The sequence below is a fragment of the Streptomyces vietnamensis genome, from assembly GCF_000830005.1.
GTDB classification, from domain to species: domain Bacteria; phylum Actinomycetota; class Actinomycetes; order Streptomycetales; family Streptomycetaceae; genus Streptomyces; species Streptomyces vietnamensis.
Genome location: NZ_CP010407.1, coordinates 2,767,045 through 2,788,541 on the forward strand (window position 1 = coordinate 2,767,045; position 21,497 = coordinate 2,788,541).

Annotated in this window: 20 protein-coding genes; 9 read left to right on the forward strand and 11 right to left on the reverse strand. The window is 70.7% G+C overall.

The features are described from left to right. Positions 1-13: 13 nt before the first annotated feature. The 6 genes from SVTN_RS12345 to dusB form a co-directional block, all read right to left on the reverse strand. A complete protein-coding gene (locus SVTN_RS12345) occupies positions 14-433 on the reverse strand; it encodes a VOC family protein (RefSeq protein WP_041129134.1) in 420 nt (139 codons plus the stop codon). An 89-nt stretch (positions 434-522) separates the two neighbouring features. Continuing rightward, positions 523-972 carry a group III truncated hemoglobin gene (locus SVTN_RS12350; protein ID WP_041129135.1) on the reverse strand — a complete coding sequence of 150 codons (450 nt, stop codon included), beginning with the start codon at positions 970-972 and terminating at the stop codon, positions 523-525. Between the two features lie 54 nt (positions 973-1,026). Continuing rightward, positions 1,027-2,073, reverse strand: coding sequence for a hypothetical protein (locus tag SVTN_RS12355; protein ID WP_041129136.1), 1,047 nt, complete (start codon positions 2,071-2,073; stop codon positions 1,027-1,029). Positions 2,074-2,123: 50 nt separating this feature from the next. Continuing rightward, positions 2,124-3,158, reverse strand: coding sequence for an ArsR/SmtB family transcription factor (locus tag SVTN_RS12360; protein ID WP_174518253.1), 1,035 nt, complete (start codon positions 3,156-3,158; stop codon positions 2,124-2,126). A 518-nt stretch (positions 3,159-3,676) separates the two neighbouring features. After that, positions 3,677-6,388 carry a pyruvate, phosphate dikinase gene (gene ppdK / locus SVTN_RS12365; RefSeq protein WP_041133830.1) on the reverse strand — a complete coding sequence of 904 codons (2,712 nt, stop codon included), beginning with the start codon at positions 6,386-6,388 and terminating at the stop codon, positions 3,677-3,679. A gap of 358 nt (positions 6,389-6,746) precedes the next feature. Continuing rightward, the gene (gene dusB / locus SVTN_RS12370) at positions 6,747-7,883 is read right to left on the reverse strand and encodes a tRNA dihydrouridine synthase DusB (protein WP_041129137.1); all 1,137 of its coding nucleotides are present in this window, start codon (positions 7,881-7,883) and stop codon (positions 6,747-6,749) included. 52 nt (positions 7,884-7,935) lie between these two features. Here dusB and SVTN_RS12375 point away from each other — a divergent pair, with 52 nt between their 5' ends. After that, complete coding sequence (locus SVTN_RS12375; protein WP_063782250.1) at positions 7,936-9,402, forward strand: MFS transporter; 1,467 nt, start codon at positions 7,936-7,938, stop codon at positions 9,400-9,402. Positions 9,403-9,510: 108 nt separating this feature from the next. Here SVTN_RS12375 and SVTN_RS12380 read toward each other — a convergent pair whose 3' ends face one another. Further along, the gene (locus SVTN_RS12380) at positions 9,511-10,437 is read right to left on the reverse strand and encodes an MmyB family transcriptional regulator (protein ID WP_041129138.1); all 927 of its coding nucleotides are present in this window, start codon (positions 10,435-10,437) and stop codon (positions 9,511-9,513) included. A gap of 191 nt (positions 10,438-10,628) precedes the next feature. On the opposite strand from SVTN_RS12380, the gene SVTN_RS12385 reads away from it, so the two are divergent. The 4 genes from SVTN_RS12385 to SVTN_RS12400 all read left to right on the forward strand — a co-directional run bounded on the left by SVTN_RS12385 (position 10,629) and on the right by SVTN_RS12400 (position 14,497). Further along, on the forward strand, positions 10,629-11,981 hold the full coding sequence (locus SVTN_RS12385) for an MFS transporter (RefSeq protein WP_052499655.1): 1,353 nt from the start codon (positions 10,629-10,631) through the stop codon (positions 11,979-11,981). Positions 11,982-12,046: 65 nt separating this feature from the next. Further along, positions 12,047-13,075: an aldo/keto reductase gene (locus SVTN_RS12390; RefSeq protein WP_041129140.1), complete on the forward strand. Its 1,029-nt coding sequence runs from the start codon at positions 12,047-12,049 to the stop codon at positions 13,073-13,075. A gap of 16 nt (positions 13,076-13,091) precedes the next feature. Next, positions 13,092-13,682, forward strand: coding sequence for a TetR/AcrR family transcriptional regulator (locus SVTN_RS12395; RefSeq protein WP_041129141.1), 591 nt, complete (start codon positions 13,092-13,094; stop codon positions 13,680-13,682). Between the two features lie 107 nt (positions 13,683-13,789). Then, positions 13,790-14,497, forward strand: coding sequence for a VC0807 family protein (locus SVTN_RS12400; protein ID WP_041129142.1), 708 nt, complete (start codon positions 13,790-13,792; stop codon positions 14,495-14,497). Between the two features lie 73 nt (positions 14,498-14,570). Here the strand turns inward: SVTN_RS12400 and SVTN_RS12405 are convergent, their stop codons facing one another. Further along, entirely contained in the window at positions 14,571-15,953 is a 1,383-nt protein-coding gene (locus SVTN_RS12405; protein ID WP_041129143.1) for a glycine--tRNA ligase, read from the reverse strand. Between the two features lie 177 nt (positions 15,954-16,130). Here SVTN_RS12405 and SVTN_RS12410 point away from each other — a divergent pair, with 177 nt between their 5' ends. The 4 genes from SVTN_RS12410 (at position 16,131) to SVTN_RS12425 (ending at position 19,251) form a co-directional block, all read left to right on the forward strand. Then, positions 16,131-17,096 carry a metal ABC transporter substrate-binding protein gene (locus SVTN_RS12410; protein WP_041129144.1) on the forward strand — a complete coding sequence of 322 codons (966 nt, stop codon included), beginning with the start codon at positions 16,131-16,133 and terminating at the stop codon, positions 17,094-17,096. A 10-nt stretch (positions 17,097-17,106) separates the two neighbouring features. Further along, a complete protein-coding gene (locus SVTN_RS12415; RefSeq protein WP_041129145.1) occupies positions 17,107-17,874 on the forward strand; it encodes a metal ABC transporter ATP-binding protein in 768 nt (255 codons plus the stop codon). 1 nt (position 17,875) lies between these two features. Further along, on the forward strand, positions 17,876-18,769 hold the full coding sequence (locus tag SVTN_RS12420) for a metal ABC transporter permease (protein WP_041129146.1): 894 nt from the start codon (positions 17,876-17,878) through the stop codon (positions 18,767-18,769). 71 nt (positions 18,770-18,840) lie between these two features. Further along, a complete protein-coding gene (locus SVTN_RS12425; RefSeq protein WP_041129147.1) occupies positions 18,841-19,251 on the forward strand; it encodes a Fur family transcriptional regulator in 411 nt (136 codons plus the stop codon). 70 nt (positions 19,252-19,321) lie between these two features. Here SVTN_RS12425 and SVTN_RS12430 read toward each other — a convergent pair whose 3' ends face one another. From SVTN_RS12430 to recO, 3 genes are read right to left on the reverse strand one after another with little or no spacing between them, the layout of a single operon-like run. Continuing rightward, complete coding sequence (locus tag SVTN_RS12430) at positions 19,322-19,828, reverse strand: YcxB family protein (protein WP_078908321.1); 507 nt, start codon at positions 19,826-19,828, stop codon at positions 19,322-19,324. A 20-nt stretch (positions 19,829-19,848) separates the two neighbouring features. Next, positions 19,849-20,673 (reverse strand): isoprenyl transferase, encoded by an 825-nt coding sequence (locus tag SVTN_RS12435; protein WP_041129149.1) that lies wholly within the window; start codon positions 20,671-20,673, stop codon positions 19,849-19,851. Between the two features lie 12 nt (positions 20,674-20,685). Beyond that, positions 20,686-21,435, reverse strand: coding sequence for a DNA repair protein RecO (gene recO, locus SVTN_RS12440; protein ID WP_030684767.1), 750 nt, complete (start codon positions 21,433-21,435; stop codon positions 20,686-20,688). Positions 21,436-21,497 lie beyond the last annotated feature (62 nt).

The window sequence follows — 21,497 nt, forward strand, 5'->3', positions numbered from 1 at the left end:
CCTGCGGCCCGAATCAGGCCTGGCCCTCGACGGCCGCCGGGTCCATCCAGAAGACCTCCCAGTGGTGGCCGTCCAGATCGGTGAAGGAGCGGCCGTACATGAAGCCCATCTCCAGCGGCTCCTTCGCCGGACCGCCGCCGGCGGCGAGGGCGGCGTCGGCGAGCCGGTCGCACTCCTCCCGGCTCTCGGCGCTCAGCGTGACCAGGACCTCGGTGGTCCTGGTCGCGTCGGAGATCTCCTTGCCGGGGGCCATGAAGGACTTGAACTTGGGCTCTTCGAGGAGCATCGCGAAGATCGTGTCGCTGATGACCACACAGGCGGTGGTCTCGTCGCTGAACTGCGGGTTCGAGGAGTAGCCGAGCTTCTCGAAGAAGGCCTTGCTGGCGTCGACGTCCTTCACGGGCAGGTTCACGAAGATCATCTGCGGGGCCATGGCGCTCTCGTCTCTCTCGTTCGGTGCTGTCGAGAGGTAAGACGGGCCTGCCCCTCGGAACTCATCGCTCTCCCGAGGATTCTTTTCGCTCAGGCGACCGAGCGCAGTTCGAGCGCCGCCAGCGGGACGAACCCGCCGCCCGTGCCCTCGGTGGCCGCCGCGGGCCCGGTGAGCCGGCGCAGCAGGGCGAGCGCGATCCGCTCGCCCTGCTCCTTGGCCCGCTCGGCGCGCGGCCCCCGGTGGAGCCCGTCGACGCTCGCGTGCCAGAGCTGCACCCAGCGGCCGAAGTGGGCGGCGGTGAGCGGCCGGGCGGCGTGGAGGGCGGCGTGCGGGGCGAAGGCGTCGCGCCCGTAGTCGGCGGTGCGGAAGAGGGCGCGCTCCCAGAAGTCGGCGATGCGCGGCAGGTGCGCCTCCAGGTCGGTCCCGGCGATCTCGGTGAAGAAGGGCCCGATCAGCGGGTCGGCGAAGGCGGCGCCGTAGAAGCGCCGCAGCAGCACGTCGAGGTCGTGACGGTCACTGATGTCCCGGGTGGCACGCATGCCCCCAGTGTGCCCCGCCCCGGGACCGGGCCCCGGTGTCGAAGGTCCCCGCCCTCAGGCCGTCCAGCGGTGGACGGTGTCCGCCGTGGCGTCGTACGTGAGCCAGGTGCCGTCGCCGAGGGGGCGGACCGAGCCGTCGGCCGGGCCCGAGGGATAGCGGACGCGCCCGCGTCTCTCCAGGGTGCGGGCATCGAGGAGCCAGGTGCCGTGCGCCTCGGGGTCGGAGTCGTACTCGATCCGGGTGGTGGCGATGACCGTGTCGCCGTCGAGGAAACCGCAGCAGTGGTCCCATCGCACGTCCTCGTTCTCGGCGAGGACCGTGCCGTCGAGGGCGTGCAGCTGGAGGTCGTTGCCGTAGTGCTCGACCGTGAGGAATCCGGCGTGGTCGGGGTGGACGTCGAACAGGATGCGGTCGAGCCCCTCGTTCAGCCCGTCGTGGACGGTCAGTTGCCGCCCGTCCCAGCGCCCCCAGTACACGAGGACGCCGTCCTGGCCCATGCCGACGCACAGGCCCATGTGCACGCCGTCGGGGTGGGTGAGGTGCCACGAGCCGGAGGCCACGCTGTCCGGCAGGGGGAGCCGGGCCAGCTCGCGGCCGTCCTCGGCGTCCAGGACGACCCAGCCCTCCAGGTAGTCGTCGGGGTCGTCTCCCGCCTCCAGGACGACGTGCGCCCACACGAACCGCCCGTCGTCGGAGACCTGGCAGGAGCCCGACTCGATCCCTCCGCAGATCTGCCGTTCGTCACCGGTGTGCGGGTGCCCGACCGCCTGGTCCCAGCAGGCGTGCTCGTACACCCACCGGGTCGTGCCGTCGGCGCGCACCGCCCGCACCGACCGCTGTCCGGAGAAGGCGGCGAAGGCCAGGTCGGGGTGGACCGAGTGGGTTCCCCCGCCCCAGCCCGGCCACGGCAGCGGGAAGACGACGTCCGGCGCCCGGTCCCCCGCGAACAGCGCCTCCAGTTCGTGTACTTCGAGGTCGGCGCCGTGCAGCAGCAGGGCCCGGTGCAGGCCGGTCCCCCGCAGCTCGAAGGGGCGGCCGTGAACCAGTTCGCGCCCTCCCGGGAGCGCGACCGAATCGAGCAGGTGTGCGTCGACGTCCATGCCGGGAACCTAGCGCCCCGCACCGACATCGACGCCCCGCCCCGCGTCGGCTACGAGGTGGCCGGCCTGTTCCCCGCGTATCTACCCGTGTAGCACCGCAGGTCCATCTGCCGTTGCGCACCGCCGAGCAGGGCCGCGCCCAGCGGCGTCAGGGTGTGCAGGACGGCGTTGCCGTGGCGGAGGGTCGCGATGAGTCCGGCCTCGCGCAGCACGCCCGCGTGCTGGCTGGCCGAGGCCAGTGACACCCCGGCCCTGCGGGCCAGTTCGCTGGTCGTGCCGCCGTCCCCGATGGCGTGCAGGACGGCCGAGCGGGTCTGGCCGACCAGCTTGGCGAGCGAGGAGCCGCCGGGCGCGCGGACGGTCGGTGCCTCGCCGTGCGTGACGGGGTAGACGAGGACCGGCGGCAGCGCGGGGTCGCGCAGCACCACCGGGGTCCCCCGGCAGAAGAACGAGGGCTGGAGCAGCAGTCCACGGCCGTCGAGGTGGACGTCCCGGTCGACGGGGTAGTCCGCCTCCAGGACGGGTGCGCGCCAGCGCAGCATCGGCGGCAGCGAGGCGAGCAGTTCCTCGGCGCCGCCGTCCAGGAGGGCCCGGCCGCGGCGGGCCCGGTCGGCCTCGACGCGGGCCCGGATGTGCGGCCAGTACGGTTCGATGGCGGCCCGGTGGTAGCTGCGCAGGGCCCCCACGAGCCGGTCGAAGGGCTCCGCGCCGCCGTCGGCGAGGGCGCGCAGCGAGTGGGGCACGGTCCGGCCGCCGGAACGGTCGGCGGCGAGCAGCGAGAGCTCGTCGCGGAGCCGGCCGGGTTCGGTGGCGCGGATGGCCTGGAGGCCCTCGTCGAGGCCGTGGACGCCCTCGGCGGGCGTCAGGAAGTCGGGGAAATAGCCGCGACTGGGAACGAGGGCGGCGAGGAGGCGGGTCTCACCGCCGAGTCGCATCCGGGCGTCCGCGCGCCATTCTCCGTAGACGACGGGGCCGCGCCGGTCCCTTAAACGGTGAAAGCTCAGAATCGTTTCCCACAGAACGTCCGGCCGGGCGGCCGTCCGCACCCCCGCCAAATCGTTCCCGGTGAAATGAATCCGCAGCATGAAGGTCCCCACCTGTGCACTCGCAACCACCCCCGACGACGAGTATGCACAGCATCACTGCACGTTACCAGGGTGTTTCAGCCACAGTTGAAAGGCATCGCGGCAATCGGGGCGGAACCGAAAAGCTGTACGGGTCGGACAGGAAACCTTCAGGACCGAGGTGACGTGGTGAAGACCGTGGGGGGCTTTGCCCGTCCGGCGGCGGTCGGCGAGGTTGCGGCTCACCTGCCCGACATCGGTAAAGGGTGCGGCCCCCGGGTGGGGATCCGGGGGTCGCGCCCGCCCCGTTCTTTGCGCCGAGGAATGGAAGATGTTCAATGTCCAATAATTCAATCAGTCGCAATTGAACATTGACTCACATCAGCTCGACGAACAAACGAACAAACAACGGGACGGACACCTCCGCACAAAAGGTGTCCGTCCCGTCATCTTTGTGAATCCGGAGCCGCCGCCCGCCGGTGAGGGTGAGAGGTGACCGACGGCGGCCCCGGTGGCTCACGGGGCCAAGGCCCCGGCACTCAGCGGCTGTCGCTGCCCTTCGCACCGGAGGCGGCACGACCGGCCTCCAGGCGCGCCACCGGGATCCGGAAGGGCGAGCAGGAGACGTAGTCGAGGCCGACCTCGTGGAAGAAGTGCACCGACTCCGGGTCGCCGCCGTGCTCGCCGCAGACACCGAGCTTGATGTCGGGGCGGGTGGCCCGGCCGGCCTGGACGGCGCTGCGCACGAGCGCTCCGACGCCGTCCTTGTCGATGGTCTCGAAGGGGCTGACGCCGAAGATGCCCTTCTCCAGGTACGCGGTGAAGAACGAGGCCTCCACGTCGTCGCGGGAGAAGCCCCAGACCGTCTGGGTCAGGTCGTTGGTGCCGAAGGAGAAGAACTCCGCGGCCTCGGCGATCTGACCGGCGGTCACGGCGGCGCGCGGCAGCTCGATCATGGTGCCCAGCGCGAGCTTCAGCTCGACGCCGGTCCGCGCCTGGACCTCGGCGATGACCTGCTCGGCCTCCTCGCGGACGATCTCCAGCTCCTGGACGGTGCCGACGAGCGGGATCATGATCTCGGCGCGCGGGTCGCCCTTGGCGTCGATGCGGTGGGCCGCGGCCTCGGCGATCGCCCGGACCTGCATGGTGAACAGGCCGGGGATGACCAGGCCGAGGCGGACGCCGCGCAGACCCAGCATCGGGTTCTGCTCGTGCAGCCGGTGCACGGCCTGGAGCAGGCGCAGGTCGTTCTCGTGCGGCTCCTTGCGGGACTCGGCGAGGGCGACGCGCACCGACAGCTCGGTGATGTCGGGCAGGAACTCGTGCAGCGGCGGGTCGAGCAGGCGGACCGTGACGGGCAGCCCGTCCATGGCCTCGAAGAGCTCGATGAAGTCCTGCTTCTGCAGCGGGAGCAGCGCCTTCAGGGACTCCTCGCGCTCGGCGTCCGTGTCGGCCAGGATGAGGCGCTCGACGTACTGGCGGCGCTCGCCGAGGAACATGTGCTCGGTGCGGCACAGGCCGATGCCCTGGGCGCCGAAGCGGCGGGCGCGGGAGGCGTCCTCGGCGTTGTCGGCGTTGGCGCGGACGCGGAGGCGGCGGACGCGGTCGGCGTAGGCCATGATCCGGTGGACGGCGGCGACGAGCTCGTCGGCGTCGTCGGCGCCGGCGTGCATGCGGCCCTCGAAGTACTCGACGACCGGGGACGGTACGACGGGTACCTCACCGAGGTAGACCTTGCCGGTGGAGCCGTCGATGGAGACGACGTCGCCCTCCTCGACGACCTGGCCGTCGGCGGTGGTCATCCGGCGGCGCTTGGTGTCGACCTCGAGCTCCTCGGCGCCGCAGACACAGGTCTTGCCCATGCCGCGGGCGACGACGGCGGCGTGCGAGGTCTTGCCTCCGCGGGAGGTGAGGATGCCCTCGGCGGCGATCATGCCGTCCAGGTCGTCCGGGTTGGTCTCGCGGCGGATCAGGATGACCTTCTCGCCGGAGCGGGACCACTTGACGGCCGTGTACGAGTCGAAGACGGCCTTGCCGACGGCGGCGCCCGGGGAGGCGGCGATGCCGCGGCCGATCTGCTCGACCTTGGCGTTCTCGTCGAACTTGGGGAACATCAGCTGGGCGAGCTGGGCGCCGGTGACGCGCTGGAGCGCCTCGGCCTCGTCGATCAGGCCCTGGTCCACGAGCTGCGTGGCGATGCGGAAGGCGGCACCGGCGGTGCGCTTGCCGACACGGGTCTGGAGCATCCAGAGCTGGCCGCGCTCGATGGTGAACTCGATGTCGCAGAGATCCTTGTAGTGGGTCTCCAGGGTCTCCATGATGTGCATGAGCTGGTCGTACGACTTCTTGTCGATCGACTCGAGGTCGGCCAGCGGCACGGTGTTGCGGATGCCGGCGACGACGTCCTCGCCCTGCGCGTTCTGCAGGTAGTCGCCGTAGACGCCCTGGTGGCCGGAGGCGGGGTCGCGGGTGAAGGCGACGCCGGTGCCGGAGTCGGGGCCGAGGTTGCCGAAGACCATCGAGCAGACGTTGACGGCGGTGCCGAGGTCGCCCGGGATGCGCTCCTGGCGGCGGTACAGCTTGGCGCGGTCCGTGTTCCAGGAGTTGAAGACGGCCTCGATGGCGAGGTCCATCTGCTCGCGCGGGTCCTGCGGGAAGTCGCGGCCGGTCTGGGCCTTCACGATCTTCTTGAAGTGCTTGACGACCTTCTTGAGGTCGGCGGCGTCCAGGTCGGTGTCGCTGGCGACCTTCTTCGCGGCCTTGGCCTCGTCGAGGGCCTCCTCGAAGAGCTCGCCGTCGACGCCGAGGACGGTCTTGCCGAACATCTGGATCAGGCGGCGGTACGAGTCCCACGCGAAGCGCTCGTTGTCGGCCTGGCGGGCGAGGCCGGCCACCGACTCGTCGGAGAGGCCGATGTTGAGGACGGTGTCCATCATGCCCGGCATGGAGAACTTGGCGCCCGAGCGGACGGAGACGAGAAGCGGGTTGTCGGCCTGGCCGAGCTTCTTGCCCATCTGCTGCTCGAGGGCGTCGAGGTGCGCGGTGACCTCGTCGCGGAGCTCGACCGGCTCCGAGCCGCTCTCGAGGTAGACCTTGCACGCCTCGGTGGTGATCGTGAAGCCCGGAGGCACCGGAAGGCCGAGGTTGGTCATCTCGGCGAGGTTGGCGCCCTTGCCACCGAGCAGGTCCTTCAGGTCCCTGTTGCCCTCGGTGAAGTCGTAGACGAACTTCTGATCATTAATTTCCGACACGGGTCCCGACTCCTCGATGACTCGGTTGGCTGCCCTGACGGCGAGGAACATACCCAGATCGAAGGCTTCTGGGGAGGTACGCCTGCCGGTCACTCGGTCTTAACCACCCATCCGCCAGCACTTCGAAAGTTACCGAGGCGAACATTCCGGTTTCAGGCCCCGAAGACCAGTTGACCCGAATCAGGGGGTAGTCGCTCATCTGAGCGCCTTAACGCCTCACTTGCGTTCAACTCTTGAACACAAAAGGGGTGGCACTCAGTGCCACCCCTTCAGTCCTTGCATCCACACGTAACCTGCTCATCTGAGCACCACCCCCCTCAGGGGTGGCGAGGATCACTCCCCCGGAAGGGGCGGAATCTCAGCCTCCGGACGTGTCCAGCTCGGCGTCCTCGCTCACTCCGGCGCAGTCATAGGGGTCCTTCAACCAGCCGTCCGGCAGGACGACTCGGTTGTTTCCGGACGTACGGCCCCGAGGACCGTCCGCACCCACCGGCCACGGCTGGTCCAGGTCGAGCTCGCTCAACTGAGCGCGCAGCTCGTCCAGGGAAGAGGTGATCGCGAGCTTCTTACGCATCTCGGAGCCGACCGCGAAGCCCTTCAGGTACCAGGCGACGTGCTTGCGGAAGTCGATGACACCGCGTGCCTCGTCGCCGAGCCACTCGCCGAGCAGCCGCGCGTGCCGCACCATCGCGTCCGCGACCTCCCGCAGACCCGGCTGGGCGTACTCGCCCGTGCCCTCGAAGCCCGCCACGAGGTCCCCGAAGAGCCACGGGCGACCCAGGCAGCCGCGGCCCACGACGACGCCGTCGCAGCCCGTCTCGCGCATCATCCGCAGCGCGTCGTCCGCCGACCAGATGTCGCCGTTGCCGAGCACCGGGATCTCCGGCACGTGCTCCTTGAGCCGCGCGATCGCGTCCCAGTCGGCCGTGCCGCCGTAGTGCTGGGCCGCCGTCCGGCCGTGCAGGGCGATCGCCGTGACGCCCTCCTCGACCGCGATCCGGCCCGCGTCCAGGTAGGTGATGTGGTCGTCGTCGATGCCCTTGCGCATCTTCATCGTGACCGGCAGGTCGCCCGCGTTGGACACGGCCTCGTTCAGGATCGCCCGCAGCAGCGGCCGCTTGTAGGGCAGGGCCGAGCCGCCGCCCTTCCGGGTCACCTTGGGGACCGGGCAGCCGAAGTTCAGGTCGATGTGGTCGGCGAGGTCCTCGTCGACGATCATCCGCACGGCCTTGCCGACCGTCACGGGATCCACGCCGTACAGCTGGATCGAGCGCGGCTTCTCCGTCTCGTCGAAGCGGATGAGCTGCATCGTCTTCTCGTTGCGCTCGACCAGGGCGCGCGTCGTGATCATCTCGCTCACGAACAGCCCCTTGCCGCCGCTGAACTCACGGCAGAGGGTACGGAAGGGGGCGTTGGTGATGCCGGCCATGGGGGCGAGCACCACCGGCGGCTGCACGATGTGCGGCCCGATGGCGAGAGGGGTGAACGCGGTCATTCGGCCATTGTCCCGCACTGCGGAGTTTCTTAGACAGCCATACGATCCGCACATGCCCGAGCTCACACGCGGTCGCCGTCTCGTCGTCCTCGCGATCTGCTGCATGAGCCTGCTCATCGTCAGCCTGGACAACACCGCGCTCAACGTCGCCCTGCCCGCCATGCGGCGCGATCTCGGCGCCACCGTCGCCGGCATGCAGTGGGTGATCGACGCCTACACGCTGGTCCTCGCCTCCCTGCTGATGCTCGCGGGCTCCACCGCCGACCGGATCGGCCGCCGCAAGGTCTTCGTCACCGGCCTGACCGTCTTCGCCCTCGGCTCGCTGCTCTGCTCCCTCGCGCCGAACCTCGAGGCCCTGATCGCCTTCCGGGCGGTCCAGGCCGTGGGCGGCTCGATGCTGAACCCGGTCGCCATGTCGATCATCACCAACACCTTCACGGAACCGGCCGAACGCGCGCGTGCCATCGGCGTCTGGGGCGGGGTCGTCGGCGTCTCCATGGCCGCCGGGCCCCTGGTGGGCGGTGTGCTCGTCCAGTCGGTCGACTGGCGGGCGATCTTCTGGGTGAACCTGCCGGTCGCCCTCCTCGCCCTGCTCCTGACCCTGCGGTACGTCCCCGAGTCCCGCGCGCCCCGGCCCCGGCGCCCCGACCCCGTCGGACAGGTCCTGGTGACGGTGCTCCTCGGCTCCCTCACATACGCGATCATCGAGACCGACCCGCTCTTCGCCGGGATCGCGGCCGTCGCCCTCGTCGGGCTCCTGTTCTACGAGCCCCGCCGCCGCGAGCCCCTCATCGACCTGCGGTTCTTCCGCAGCGCGCCGTTCAGCGGGGCCACCGTCATCGCGGTCTGCGCCTTCGCCTCGCTCGGCGGCTTCCTCTTCCTGAACACCCTGTACCTCCAGGACGTGCGCGGCCTCTCCCCGCTGTCCGCCGGGCTGTGGATGCTGCCGATGGCCGGCATGACCTTCGTCTTCGCCCCGCTGTCGGGGCGGCTCACGGCGGCGCGCGGGCCGCGCCCCTCGCTGCTGCTCGCGGGGACGGCGATGGCGGCCGGGCCGCTGCTCTTCGCGGCCTTCTCGGCCGAGACGAGCGATCCGCTGCTCCTCACCGGGTACGTGGTCTTCGGCATCGGCTTCGGCCTGGTGAACGCCCCCATCACCAACACCGCCGTCTCCGGGATGCCCCGCGCGCAGGCCGGGGTGGCGGCGGCGGTGGCCTCGACGAGCCGCCAGGTCGGGCAGACGCTCGGCGTCGCGGTGATCGGCACGGTCCTGGCGGCGGGTGCCGGCGCCGCGCCGCAGGCGGACGCCTTCGTGGCGGCGGCCCGCCCCGGCTACTGGATCATCACGGGCTGCGGGCTGGCCGTCCTGGCGGTCGGCGCACTGACCAGCGGCCCGTGGGCGCGGCGTACGGCGGAGCGGACGGCACGGTGCCTGGCGCCGGAGGAGGACGCGGCGGGCGGCACGGAGGGCTCGACGGAGGGCGGACCTCAGGCGATGGCCAAGACGCCCTCGGCCTGATCCTGGATCCAAAATACGGATCCAGGATTCTGGATCCGGGATTCTGGATCTTGGATCTTGGATCTTGGATCCGGGATCCGGGATCCGGGATCCGGGATCCGGGATCCCTCAGGCCACGGCCAGAGCCTCCTCGCCCCGGTCCTCCTGCTCCCGGACCACCAGGTCGAGGAGCCGGGCGACGCCGGCCTGGGTGGCGTCGTCCACGGGGACGTACGTGACGAGGTGCGTCCCGGCGTTCGGGCCGAGCCACAGGTTGGTGTGCTCGAAGCTGAGCAGCCCCACGCGCGCGTTGCGGATGATCTTCACGCGGCCGCCGGGGGCGACCACCTCGTGCCGCGCCCACAGCTCCCGGAACTCGGGCGAGGCCTCTTCGAGACGCCGTACGAGCTCCTTCCAGGCGGGCTCGGCCAGGTGCTCGGCCATGGCGGCGCGGAGCTTCCCCGCCAGCATGCGCGTGACCTCGGGCAGGTCGGTGACCGAGGCCCGGAAGTCCTCGTTCGTGAAGGCCAGCCAGAGGGAGTTGCGGTCCTCGCGGGGCAGCGCGTCCAGGTCGCAGAAGAGCTTCCCGAAGGTGCGGTTGTGGGCGAGGAAGTCGTACCGGCTGTTCTGGACCGCGGCGGGCACGGGCTCCAGCTGGTCGAGCAGTCGGCGCAGGGTGGGCGTGACGGCCGGGCAGGGCGCCTCGGGGTGCGGGTCGGCGGCCCCGGCGAGGGCGAAGAGGTGGCTGCGCTCGGTCGGGTCGAGCAGCAGGGCCCCGGCGAGGGCGTCCAGGACCTGCGGGGAGACCTGGATGTCACGGGCCTGTTCGAGCCAGGTGTACCAGGTGACGCCGACGGCGGAGAGGTGCGCGACCTCCTCGCGGCGCAGTCCGGGGGTGCGGCGGCGCCGGCCCCGGGGCAGGCCGACCTGCTCGGGGGTGATGCGCTCGCGCCGGCTGCGGAGAAAGGCGGCCAGCTCATGGCGCCGTACCTCGGTCTCGCTCACGATCTCGCTCGCGGTGTCGCGCGCGGGTGCGCTCATCGCCATGACGGTCATGCCTCCAGGGTGCCGGGGTGGTCAGCCGGTTTCCAGGTAGTGCTTGTACCAGGATAAAGACACTCTGGTACCAGGCTGAGCGGAGGCGGAGGCTCGGTCCCGTGACTACGACCTCCCCTTCCGTCCGTACCGCGGCCCCGTCCGGCCGCCGGGCGCCGGCCCCGGCGCTCGGCACCCTCGGCCTGTTCACCATGCTGCTCGGCGCCGCGCTCCCCCTCATCGACTTCTTCATCGTCAACGTCGCCCTGCCGTCCATCGACCACGACCTGGCGGCGGGACCGGCACTCCTGGAGCTGGTCGTCGCCGGGTACGGCCTGTCGTACGCGGTGCTGCTCGTCCTCGGCGGACGGCTCGGCGACCTCTTCGGCCGCCGTCGGCTCTTCCTCGCCGGCATGGCGGCCTTCGGCCTCACCTCGCTCGCCTGCGGGCTCGCCCCGGACGCCTGGACCCTCGTCGCGGCGCGGGTGGCGCAGGGCGCGGCGGCGGCGCTGATGCTGCCGCAGGTGCTCGCGACCATCCACTCCTCGACGGAGGGCCCGCGCCGGGCGAGGGCGCTCAGCCTGTACGGGGCGACCGCCGGTCTCTCGATGGCGGCCGGCCAGATCCTGGGCGGGGTGCTCGTGACCGCCGACATCGCGGGCTCCGGCTGGCGCGCGGTGTTCCTGGTGAACGTGCCGGTGGCGGTGGCGGGTCTGGCCCTCGCCCTCCGTACCGTGCCGGAGACCCGCTCGGACCGCCCGGCGCCGGTGGACGTGCCGGGCACGCTGCTCCTGGCGCTGGCGCTGCTCTCCCTGCTCGCGCCGCTGACGGAGGGCCGGGCGGCGGGCTGGCCGCTGTGGACCTGGGTGTCGCTCGCGGTGTTCCCGTTCGCGGCGGGGGCCTTCTGGTGGGTGGAGCGGCGTGCGGACCGCCGGGGCGCCGTCCCGCTGGTCCCGCCGAGCCTGCTCGCCCTGGTCCCGCTGCGGCGCGGACTCCCCGTGGTCCTCGCGCTCTCACTGGGCTTCTCCGGCTTCATGTTCGTGATCGCGGTGGCGCTCCAGCAGGGCCTGGAGATGGGCGCGGTGGCCTCGGGCCTGGCGCTCGTGCCGATGGCGCTCGCCTTCTTCGGCGCCTCGCTGGCGGGCCCGCGGCTCGTACGGCGCTGGGGCACCCGGATCGTGCCGGTGGGGGCCCTGCTCCAGGGCCTCGGCATCGCGGCCATCGCCTGGTCGGTGGGCCACGACTGGCAGGGGCTCTCCGTCTGGGACCTCGTACCGGGCATGGCGGTGGCGGGCCTCGGCCAGGGGCTCCAGCTGCCGGTGCTGTTCCGGGTGGTGCTCTCCGAGGTGCCGTCGGAGCGGGCGGGCGTGGGCAGCGGGGTCATGGTGACCACGCAGCAGTCGGCGCTGACCCTCGGCGTGGCGACGCTCGGTTCGCTCTTCCTCTCGCTGGCCTCCTCGCCGGCCGACATGGGCGCGGCGCTGCGGACGACGCTCCTGGTCCAGCTGGGTGTGGTGGCGCTGACGCTGCTGCTGAGCCTGCGCCTTCCCCGCACGGTGAAGTGACCCGCCCAATCGAAGATGGACTGACAGATATTGAAATCTGTCATCGCACATGTCATGGTTGTTCCATGACCACCACACCGAAGACCACCGTCCCCACCCGTCCCCTCGGCTCCACCGGCCCCGTCGTCTCCGCGCTCGGCCTCGGCTGCATGGGCATGTCCGCCCTGTACGGCGAGGCCGACCGCGCCGAGTCGATCGCGACCATCCACGCGGCCCTCGACGCCGGGGTCACCCTGCTCGACACGGGCGACTTCTACGGGATGGGCCACAACGAGCTGCTGATCAACGAGGCCCTGCGGACGGCCCCGACCGCCGCCCGCGAGCGGGCGCTGACGAGCGTGAAGTTCGGCGCCCTGCGCACGGTCGAGGGCGGCTTCACCGGCTACGACGGCCGCCCGAACGCCGTGAAGAACTTCGCGGCGTACTCGCTCCAGCGCCTCGGCACCGACCACATCGACGTCTACCGGATCGCCCGCGTCGACCCGGACGTGCCGATCGAGGAGACCGTCGGCGCCATCGCCGAACTGGTCGAGGCGGGCCACGTCCGGCACATCGGCCTCTCCGAGGTCGGCGCGGACACCCTGCGCCGGGCGGCGGCCGTCGCCCCGATCGCGGACCTCCAGATCGAGTACAGCCTGATCTCCCGCTCCATCGAGGAGAAGATCCTCCCGACGGCCCGCGAGCTCGGCATCGGCGTCACCGCGTACGGAGTCCTCTCCCGCGGCCTGATCAGCGGCCACTTCACCCGGGACCGCGAGCTGGCCCCGGGCGACTTCCGCGGCTTCAGCCCGCGCTTCCAGGGCGAGAACCTCGACCACAACCTGGACCTGGTGGACCGACTCCGCACGATCGCCGAGGCCAAGGGCGTCACGGTTGCGCAGACCGCGATCGCCTGGGTCCTGGCTCAGGGCGAGGACATCGTCCCGCTGGTCGGCGCCCGCCGCCGCGACCGCCTTACCGAGGCGCTCGGCGCCCTGGACGTCACGCTCGACGCCGCCGACCTGGCCGCGATCGAGGAGGCCGTCCCGGCGGACGCGGCGGCCGGCGCCCGCTACCCGGAGGCCCAGATGGCCCACTTGGACAGCGAGCACTGACAGGTACTGTCATTCCATGGCCGCCACCGAGACCCTGACCGCAGAGCGCATCCTCGAAGCCACCGAGGAGGTGCTGCGGCGCTACGGCCCGGCAAAGGCGACCGTCGTCGACGTGGCGCGGGTGCTCGGCGTGAGCCACGGCAGCGTGTACCGCCACTTCCGTACGAAGGCGGCGCTGCGCGAGGCGGTCACCGAGCGGTGGCTGGAGCGGACGATCGTTGCCCTCGGCCCGTACGTCGAGGCCGGGGGTCCGGCGGACGAGCGGCTGACCGGCTGGCTCACGGCCCTGTTCGCCCTGAAGCGCAAGAAGGCGGGCGGCGATCCGGAGCTGATGGCCACCTTCCAGGTGCTGATCGGCGAGAACAGCGCGGTGGTCGACCGGCACGAGGAGCACCTCGTGGAGCAGATCGCGCGCATCCTGGAGGACGGTCACCGCGAGGACCTGTTCGCGGCGCCGGAGCGGGACTTCGCGACCACGGCCCGCGCGGTCTTCGACGCCACGGACCGCTTCCACAACCCGGCGCACGCGGCCGACTGGTCGGCCCCGGACGTCGAGGACGCGTTCACGGCGGTCGTCTCCCTCGTACAGCGAGCACTACGCGCCTGAGCCGCGCGGCGTTTTGAAGATCATTTGGCTTGGAGTTTCCCCTTCCCTGTCCGGTGCATGACTAGCGTTCTCCCGCACCTCGACCGTAGAAACACCCAGGGGGAACCATGTCCACGCCCGCACCCGCCAAGCCGGCTCGATCAGGCGGGGCCTCCGCGATCGGGTGGGTCCTCACCATCGGCCTGAACGTCGTCGCGCCGATCCTCACGTACAACACGCTGACCGAGGACCACGGCTGGTCCGAGTTCTCCGCGCTGCTCCTGAGCAGTGCCTGGCCGGTTCTCGACACCGCGATCGTGGCGGCCTGGCGCCGCAAGATCGACGAGTTCGCCATGGTCACCCTGGTCTTCCTGGTGATCACGGCCGTGGTCTCGCTGGTCGGCGCACACACCGCCCGCGCCCTGCTGATCAAGGACTCGTCGGTGACGGGCCTGTTCGGCCTGCTCTGCCTGGTGACGCTGCTCGCCCCGCGTCCGCTGATGTTCTACTTCGGCCGCAAGTTCGCGACCGACGGCACCCCCGAGTCCACGGCCTGGTGGAACGGCATGTGGCAGTTCGAGGGCTTCCGGAACACCATGCGCACGATGACGCTGGTGTGGGGCGTGGTGTACGTGACCGAGGCCCTGGTCCGCATCGCCCTCGCGTACGTCCTCGCGACCAAGACCATGGTCACGCTCAGCCCGATCATGATCTACGGCGTCCTCGGCGCCCTCGGCGTGTGGACGGCCTGGTTCGGCAAGCGCCGCGCGGCCGAGGGGGCCCGGCGCCAGGCCGAGGCGGAGGCCGCGGCCGCCGCTGCCGCGGCGACCGCCTGACGACACGGGAAAGCCCCCGGTCCCTTCCTGCGGGAAGGGGCCGGGGGCTTTCGCGTGTCCGCGATCAGACGGTTCAGGCGCCGATGAGGCGGCTGGCCAGGTAGCCCTGGATCTGGTCGAGGGAGACGCGCTCCTGCTTCATGGTGTCGCGCTCGCGCACGGTCACCGCGTTGTCCTCGAGGGTGTCGAAGTCGACGGTGACGCAGTACGGGGTGCCGATCTCGTCCTGGCGGCGGTAGCGGCGGCCGATGGCGCCGGCGTCGTCGAACTCGATGTTCCAGTTCTGGCGCAGGTCCGCCGCGAGGCCCTTGGCCTTCGGGGAGAGCTGCGCGTTGCGCGACAGCGGCAGGACGGCGACCTTGACCGGGGCCAGGCGGTGGTCGAGGCGCAGCACGGTGCGCTTCTCCATGACGCCCTTGGCGTTGGGGGCCTCGTCCTCGTTGTACGCGTCGAGGAGGAAGGCCAGCATCGTGCGGCCGACACCGGCCGCCGGCTCGATGACGTACGGCGTGTAGCTCTCGCCGGACTCCTGGTCCAGGTAGGCCAGGTTGGCGCCGGAGGCCTTGGAGTGAGCGGTCAGGTCGTAGTCGGTGCGGTTGGCGACGCCCTCGAGCTCGCCCCACTCGCTGCCGCCGAAGGAGAAGCGGTACTCGATGTCGGCGGTGCGCTTCGAGTAGTGGGAGAGCTTCTCCTGCGGGTGCTCGTACCAGCGCATGTTCTCCTCGCGGAGACCCAGGCCGGTGTACCAGTTCCAGCGCTGCTGCATCCAGTACTCCTGCCACTGCTCGTCCTCGCCCGGCTTGACGAAGAACTCCATCTCCATCTGCTCGAACTCGCGGGTCCGGAAGATGAAGTTGCCCGGAGTGATCTCGTTCCGGAAGGACTTGCCCATCTGCGCGATGCCGAACGGGGGCTTCTTGCGCGCGGTGGTCTTCACCTGGGCGAAGTTGGTGAAGATGCCCTGGGCGGTCTCGGGACGCAGGTAGGCGACGGAGCCGCTGTCCTGGGTCGGGCCGAGGTGGGTGGCGAGCAGGCCGGAGAAGTTCTTCGGCTCGGTGAAGGTGCCCTTGTTGCCGCAGTTGGGGCAGTTGAGGTCGGCGAGGCCGTTCTCGGGGAGGCGGCCGTGCTTCTCCTCGTACGCCTCCTCCAGGTGGTCGGCGCGGAAGCGCTTGTGGCAGGAGGTGCACTCGGTCAGCGGGTCGGTGAAGGTGGCGACGTGGCCGGAGGCCTCCCAGACCTCGGTGGCCAGGATGACCGACGAGTCGATGCCGACGACGTCCTCGCGCGCGGTGACCATGTAACGCCACCACTGGCGCTTGATGTTCTCCTTCAGCTCGACACCCAGCGGCCCGTAGTCCCAGGCGGCGCGCTGGCCGCCGTAGATCTCACTGCACGGGTAGACGAAGCCACGGCGCTTGCTCAGGCTGACGATGGTGTCGATCTTGTCGGCGGCCACGGTGCTCTCTTCATTACGACGACGAAGTGCGAATGCCTCAGGTTACCGGCGTGCCCGGGCCCCGTATCAAATCGGTTCCGCATCCAGGGCCCGCGGGAACCCGGGTGGCCCGGAACACAGGGAGGGCACGGGGAAGGCAATTGACAACCGTTTCCATCTTTGTTGAAAATGACTGTCATGAACGTACGCCGCCTGATACCCGCCACCGCCGTCGCCGGAGCCGTCGCGCTCGGCGTCGTGTCCCTCTCCGCCTGCTCCGGAACCTCCGACGCCGCGGACAAGGGAAGCGGCGGCAAGCTGGACGTGGTGGCGTCGTTCTACCCCATGCAGTACCTGGCCGAGCAGATAGGCGGCGGCCACGTCGCCGTCAACACGCTCACCAAGCCCGGCGTCGAGCCGCACGACCTGGAGCTCAAGCCGCGGCAGATCGGCGCGCTCGGCGAGGCCGACGTCATCCTCTACCTCAAGGGCATCCAGCCCGCCGTCGACGACGCCATCGCCCAGGCCGGCGTGAAGAACACCGTCGACGCCGCCGGTCTCACCACGCTCGAAGAGCACGGCACCGAGGTCGGCCACGACCACGGCGGCGAGGAAGCGGGTCACGACCACGCGTCCGAGGCCGGCGCCGACCCCCACATCTGGCTCGACCCCGTGAAGTACGCCGAGGTCGCCAAGGGCGTCGGCAGCGCCCTGGAGAAGGCGGACCCGGACCACGCCGCCGACTACAAGAAGAACACCGAAGCCCTGGTGAAGAAGCTCGGCGACCTGAACACCGAGTTCGAGACGGGCCTGAAGAACACCGCCACGAAGACCTTCATCACCACCCACTCCGCCTTCGGCTACCTCGCCGAGCGCTACGGCCTGGAGCAGGAGGGCATCACCGGCATCGACCCCGAGTCCGAGCCGAGCCCCGCCCGCGTCAAGGAACTCCAGGACATCGCGAAGAAGGACAAGGTCTCCACCGTCTTCTTCGAGACCCTCGCGAGCGACAAGACCGCGAAGACCCTCGCGGGCGACACCGGTCTGAGGACCGATGTGCTCGACCCGCTGGAGGGGATCACGGACAAGTCCAAGGGCCACGACTACATCGAGGTCATGCGGTCCAACCTGGCCGCCCTGAAGACCGCGCTCGGCGCCAAGTAGGAGGCCCCTCATGAGCGACGACACTCCCGTCATCTCCGTCCGCGGAGCCACGGCGGCCCTCGGTGCGCGCCCCGTCCTCCGGGGCGTCGACCTCGCCGTCCACCGCGGCGAGGTCGTCGCCCTGCTGGGCGCCAACGGCTCCGGCAAGTCCACCACCGTCCGCGCCGTCATCGGCCAGGTCCCGCTGACCGGCGGCACGATCGAGCTGTTCGGCACGGAGCGGAAGCGTTTCCGCGACTGGGCCCGCGTCGGCTACGTGCCGCAGCGCACGACCGCCGCCGGCGGCGTCCCCGCCACCATCCGCGAGGTCGTCTCCTCCGGCCGGCTCTCCCGCCGGAAGTTCGGCTGGCTGACGAAGACCGACCGGGCCGCCGTCGAGCGGGCCATCGACCTCGTCGGCCTCGCCGACCGCGCCGGGGACTCCGTCTCCGCGCTCTCCGGCGGTCAGCACCAGCGGGTCCTGATCGCCCGCGCGCTCGCCTCCGAGCCCGAACTCCTGATCATGGACGAGCCGATGGCCGGCGTGGACCTCGCGAGCCAGGAGATCCTCGCCGCGACCCTCCGCGAGCAGGTCGCCGGCGGGACCTCGGTCCTCCTCGTCCTGCACGAGCTGGGCCCCCTGGAGCCGCTCATCGACCGCGCGGTCGTCCTGCGCGACGGCTGCGTCGTCCACGACGGCCCGCCGCCCGAGGCCCTCGGCCAGCACGCCCTGCCCGGCCACGACCACGTACATCCGCACGCGGCCGGCGAGCCGCTCCGCACGGGACTGCTGACCTGACATGGAATTCCTCAACGACGCCTTCATGCAGCGGGCCCTGCTCGCCGCCCTGCTCATCGGCATCACCGCGCCCGCCGTCGGCGTCTACCTCGTCCAGCGGCGCCAGGCCCTCATGGGCGACGGCATCGGCCACGTCGCGATGACCGGTGTCGGCCTCGGCTTCCTGATGTCGGCCAACCCGGTGTGGATGGCGACCCTGGTCGCCGTCGTCGGCTCGGTCGTCATGGAGCTGATCCGGGCATACGGCAAGACCCGCGGCGACATGGCGCTCGCGCTGCTCTTCTACGGCGGCATGGCCGGCGGCGTCATGCTGATCAACCTCTCGGACACCGGCTCCAACGCGAACCTGACCTCGTACCTCTTCGGCTCGCTCACCACCGTCTCGCCCGAGGACATCACCGCGATCAGCATCCTGGCCGCCTTCGTGGTCCTGGTCACGATCGGCCTGCGCCGGCAGCTCTTCGCCGTCAGCCAGGACGAGGAGTTCGCCCGCGTCACCGGCCTGCCGGTCCGCGCCCTGAACCTGCTGATCGCGATCACGGCCGCGGTGACCGTCACCGTCGCCATGCGGGTCGTCGGCCTGCTCCTGGTCAGCGCGCTGATGGTGGTCCCGGTCGCGGCCGCCCAGTCGCTGTCCCGCTCCTTCCGCACGACCTTCGCGCTCGCGGTCCTCATCGGCGTCACCGTCACCCTGTCCGGCACGGTCACCACCTACTACGTGGACGCCCCGCCCGGCGCGACGATCGTCCTGTACGCGATCGCGGTCTTCATCGCCCTGACCGCGCTCGCCACCCCGCTCGCCAAGCGGCGGGCCCGCGCGGCCGAGGCGGCCACGAGGGACTGCGACGCACAGATTCCGGCCACCCGGCGGCCGACGGACGACGTGAAGGTCTGATCCGCGACTGATCCCGGGGGCACGGGGGGCTGGCAGAATGGCGGGGCAGACAAGCATCCAAGGAGGCCCCCGTGGCGACGGCAGGACCCCCCGTACGCGGCCGCTCGACCAAGCAGCGGGCCGCAGTGTCGGCGGCACTGAACGAGGTGGACGAGTTCCGCAGCGCCCAGGAGCTGCACGACATGCTCAAGCACCGCGGCGACTCCGTCGGCCTGACCACCGTCTACCGCACGCTCCAGTCCCTCGCGGACGCGGGCGAGGTCGACGCCCTGCGCACCAGCGACGGCGAGACGGTCTACCGCCGCTGCTCGACCGGCGACCACCACCACCATCTGGTCTGCCGCGTCTGCGGCAAGGCCGTGGAGGTGGAGGGCCCGATGGTGGAGCAGTGGGCCGAGACGATCGCGTCGGAGCACGGCTTCGTGAACGTGGCGCACACGGTGGAGATCTTCGGCACGTGCGCGGAGTGCGCCGGGAAGTGACCTGACGTACCTGACATACGAAGGGGCCCGCACCGATGTCGATCGGTGCGGGCCCTTCGTATGTCCGGCGTCAGATACGGGTGAGGCGCGCGTCCAGGAAGGTACGCAGCCGGTCGACGTCACCGGGACCGGCGAGCGCGCGCTTGGGCAGGGCCGCGAAGCCCACGCCGCCCTTGTCGGCGGTGAGCAGGACGAACAGCGTGGGCGTCTCGACGTACCGGGACAGCATCTGCCAGCGGTTGACGACCTCGCTGTCGCGGGAGGTGAAGCGGACTCCCTCGTCGTCCACGCGGGCCCGGAACTCGCCCTGCCGCTCCAGCATCGGGAACATCTGCCGGGCGCCGAGCCAGGGGACCAGCGCGGGCACGACGGCGGCGGTCAGTCCGAGCCAGACCATGAGCACGATGCCCCGGGTGTCGGGCTCGGGGCTGATGAGCTTCAGGACGATCGCCAGGGTCACCAGGCCCAGCGTGAGGGGCATCAGCCACCGCATCCGGCGCCCGGACGGCGTCGTCCGCCTCCGTGCCCGTATCGCCTCAAGGACGTCCGCACGCGTCGGCGTGTACACCAGCTCCATGATCGAACCCCCGTCCCCGCTCACGCCTTGTCGAGCACGGCGAGATCCGCCGGGTCGACGCCGCCGAAGCGGCGGTCGCGCTGGGCGTACTCGACGCAGGCCCGCCACAGGTCTCGGCGGTCGAAGTCGGGCCACAGCACGTCCTGGAAGACCATCTCGGCGTACGCGCTCTGCCAGATCAGGTAGTTGGAGGTGCGCTGCTCGCCGCTGGGCCGCAGGAACAGGTCCACGTCCGGCATGTCCGGGTAGTAGAGGTACTTCTGGATGGTCTTCTCGGTGATCTTCGCCGGGTCGAGCTTGCCCGCCTTCACGTCCTCGGCCATCGCCTGCGCCGCGTCCGTGAGCTCGGCGCGACCGCCGTAGTTCATGCAGAAGTACAGCGTGAGCTTGGTGTTGTCCTTGGTCTGCTCCTGCGCGACCTGGAGCTCCTTGGCGACGGACTTCCACAGCTTGGGCATCCGGCCGACCCAGCGGACCCGGATGCCGAGCGCGTCGAGCTGGTCGCGGGTCTTGCGGATGAAGTCGCGGTTGAAGTTCATGAGGAAGCGCACCTCTTCGGGGGAGCGCTTCCAGTTCTCGGTGGAGAAGGCGTACAGCGAGATCGCCCCGACGCCCATCTCGATCGCGCCCTGGAGCACGTCGAGGACCTGCTCGGCGCCGACCTTGTGCCCCTCGGTGCGCGGGAGGCCTCGCTCCTTGGCCCAGCGGCCGTTGCCGTCCATGACGATCGCGACGTGCTCCGGCACGAGCTCGGTCTGGAGCTTCGGCGGGCGGGCACCGGACGGGTGCGGCTCGGGGGTGCTGTACTCCCGACGCTGGCGCCCGAGGAGTCGTGCGATGGCCATGAGCGGTCTCTCCTAGCTTTTCTCTACGTATCGCAGCGAGCGCAGGCCGCGCTCCAGGTGCCAGTGCAGATAGGCGGACACGAGTCCGCTGCCCTCCCTGACGTGACGCGGCTCGCACGCGTCCGCCGTCGCCCAGTCGCCGGTGAGCAGCGCGCTGAGCAGGCCGATGGCCTCCGCAGAGGGTACGACGCTTCCGGGCACCCGGCAGTCGCCGCATATGACCCCGCCCGCCGCGACCGAAAAGAACCGGTTCGGCCCGTGAAGGCCGCATTTCGCACAGTCCTCGAAGCTGGGCGCGTAGCCGTTCACGGCGAGGGAGCGGAGGAGGAAGGCGTCGAGGATGAGGTGGGGCGCGTGCTCGCCCCTGGCGAGGGTCCGCAGCCCGCCGACGAGCAGCAGGTACTGCTGCACGGCGGGCTCGCCCTCGTGGTCGGTGAACCGTTCCGCCGTCTCCAGCATGGCCGTGCCGGCCGTGTACCGGGCGTAGTCGGTGACGATCCCGCCGCCGTACGCGGCGATGGTCTCGCTCTGCGTGCAGAGCGGCAGCCCGCGTCCGACCAGCTCACTCCCCCGGGCGAAGAACTGCACGTCCACGTGCGAGAAGGGTTCGAGGCGCGCCCCGAACTTCGACTTCGTCCGGCGTACGCCCCGCGCGACGGCGCGTACGCGGCCGTGACCGCGCGTGAGGATCGTGATGATGCGGTCCGCTTCGCCCAGCTTCTGGGTGCGCAGCACGATGCCGTCGTCGCGGAACAGACTCATGTGTTCATTCTCCCGTACGGCACTGACAGCCAGGGCGTGCGGCCCTGGAGAGACGCAGGTCA